The 3,089-nt window shown below is 52.7% G+C and carries 1 rRNA gene; it reads right to left on the minus strand.

Going from position 1 to position 3,089, the window contains the following annotated elements:
• Window positions 1-19: 19 nt before the first annotated feature.
• Window positions 20-2,928: ribosomal RNA gene (locus tag IV04_RS23375) — 23S ribosomal RNA — on the minus strand.
• Window positions 2,929-3,089: the final 161 nt, after the last annotated feature.

The raw sequence follows: 3,089 nt of genomic DNA on the forward strand, positions 1-3,089 counted from the left end.
AAAACACCTTCGGTGTTGTAAGGTTAAGCCTCACGGTTCATTAGTACTGGTTAGCTCAATGCATCGCTGCACTTACACACCCAGCCTATCAACGTCTTAGTCTTAAACGTTCCTTCAGGGTCCTCAAGGGACCAGGGAAGACTCATCTCGAGGCAAGTTTCGTGCTTAGATGCTTTCAGCACTTATCTTTTCCGCACTTAGCTACCGGGCAGTGCCATTGGCATGACAACCCGAACACCAGTGGTGCGTTCACTCCGGTCCTCTCGTACTAGGAGCAACCCCTCTCAATCTTCCAACGCCCACGGCAGATAGGGACCGAACTGTCTCACGACGTTCTAAACCCAGCTCGCGTACCACTTTAAATGGCGAACAGCCATACCCTTGGGACCTACTTCAGCCCCAGGATGTGATGAGCCGACATCGAGGTGCCAAACACCGCCGTCGATATGAACTCTTGGGCGGTATCAGCCTGTTATCCCCGGAGTACCTTTTATCCGTTGAGCGATGGCCCTTCCATTCAGAACCACCGGATCACTAAGACCTACTTTCGTACCTGCTCGAGCCGTCACTCTCGCAGTCAAGCTAGCTTATGCCTTTGCACTAACCTCACGATGTCCGACCGTGATTAGCTAACCTTCGTGCTCCTCCGTTACTCTTTGGGAGGAGACCGCCCCAGTCAAACTACCCACCAGACACTGTCCTCACCCCAGATTATGGGGCCGAGTTAGAACATCAAACATTAAAGGGTGGTATTTCAAGGTTGGCTCCATGCAGACTGGCGTCCACACTTCGATGCCTCCCACCTATCCTACACATCAAGGCTCAATGTTCAGTGTCAAGCTATAGTAAAGGTTCACGGGGTCTTTCCGTCTTGCCGCGGGTACACTGCATCTTCACAGCGAGTTCAATTTCACTGAGTCTCGGGTGGAGACAGCCTGGCCATCATTACGCCATTCGTGCAGGTCGGAACTTACCCGACAAGGAATTTCGCTACCTTAGGACCGTTATAGTTACGGCCGCCGTTTACTGGGGCTTCGATCAAGAGCTTCGCGTTGCCGCTAACCCCATCAATTAACCTTCCAGCACCGGGCAGGCGTCACACCGTATACGTCCACTTTCGTGTTTGCACAGTGCTGTGTTTTTATTAAACAGTTGCAGCCAGCTGGTATCTGCGACTGGCTTCAGCTCCAGGAGCAAGTCCCTTCACCTACATGCCAGCGTGCCTTCTCCCGAAGTTACGGCACCATTTTGCCTAGTTCCTTCACCCGAGTTCTCTCAAGCGCCTGGGTATTCTCTACCTGACCACCTGTGTCGGTTTGGGGTACGATTCTGTGTTACCTGGAGCTTAGAGGCTTTTCCTGGAAGCTGGGCATCAACTGCTTCGCCACCGTAGTGACTCGTCATCACGCCTCAGGGTTAGATAAGAGAACGGATTTACCAATTCTCTCCCCCTACACGCTTAAACCGGGACAACCGTCGCCCGGCCAGCCTAGCCTTCTCCGTCCCCCCTTCGCAGTAACACCGAGTACGGGAATATTAACCCGTTTCCCATCGACTACGCTTTTCAGCCTCGCCTTAGGGGTCGACTCACCCTGCCCCGATTAACGTTGGACAGGAACCCTTGGTCTTCCGGCGAGCGGGTTTTTCACCCGCTTTATCGTTACTTATGTCAGCATTCGCACTTCTGATACCTCCAGCAGCCCTCACAGACCACCTTCAACGGCTTACAGAACGCTCCCCTACCCAACAACGCCTAAGCGTCGCTGCCGCAGCTTCGGTGCATGGTTTAGCCCCGTTACATCTTCCGCGCAGGCCGACTCGACCAGTGAGCTATTACGCTTTCTTTAAATGATGGCTGCTTCTAAGCCAACATCCTGGCTGTCTGTGCCTTCCCACATCGTTTCCCACTTAACCATGACTTTGGGACCTTAGCTGGCGGTCTGGGTTGTTTCCCTCTTCACGACGGACGTTAGCACCCGCCGTGTGTCTCCCGTGATAACATTCTTCGGTATTCGGAGTTTGCATCGGGTTGGTAAGCCGGGATGGCCCCCTAGCCGAAACAGTGCTCTACCCCCGAAGATGAGTTCACGAGGCGCTACCTAAATAGCTTTCGGGGAGAACCAGCTATCTCCCGGTTTGATTGGCCTTTCACCCCCAGCCACAAGTCATCCGCTAATTTTTCAACATTAGTCGGTTCGGTCCTCCAGTTAGTGTTACCCAACCTTCAACCTGCCCATGGCTAGATCACCGGGTTTCGGGTCTATACCTTGCAACTCGACGCCCAGTTAAGACTCGGTTTCCCTACGGCTCCCCTATTCGGTTAACCTTGCTACAAAATATAAGTCGCTGACCCATTATACAAAAGGTACGCAGTCACACCACGAAGGTGCTCCCACTGCTTGTACGTACACGGTTTCAGGTTCTGTTTCACTCCCCTCGCCGGGGTTCTTTTCGCCTTTCCCTCACGGTACTGGTTCACTATCGGTCAGTCAGGAGTATTTAGCCTTGGAGGATGGTCCCCCCATATTCAGACAGGATGTCACGTGTCCCGCCCTACTCATCGAACTCACAGGATATGCATTTTAGTGTACGGGGCTATCACCCTTTGCTGCGCGACTTTCCAGACGCTTCCACTAACACACACCCTGATTCAGGTTCTGGGCTGTTCCCCGTTCGCTCGCCGCTACTGGGGGAATCTCGGTTGATTTCTTTTCCTCGGGGTACTTAGATGTTTCAGTTCCCCCGGTTCGCCTCGTATGGCTATGTATTCACCATACGATAGTGTGTCGAAACACACTGGGTTTCCCCATTCGGGTATTGCCGGTTATCACGGTTCATATCACCTTACCGACACTTTTCGCAGATTAGCACGCCCTTCATCGCCTCTGACTGCCTAGGCATCCACCGTGTACGCTTAGTCACTTAACCTCACAACCCGAAGGTGTCTTCTGTACACAGAGGACACCTCGCGCTGCAAACTATTGAGAGACTCTCTGACAGGGTACTCCTTGCCTCCATACTGCTACGGAGAGACAAGTTTCTGCTGTCAGGTTTCAATTTTCAGCTTGTTCCAGATTGTTAAAGAGCAA

It is taken from the genome of Serratia sp. Ag1, from assembly GCF_000743355.1.
GTDB lineage: Bacteria > Pseudomonadota > Gammaproteobacteria > Enterobacterales > Enterobacteriaceae > Chania.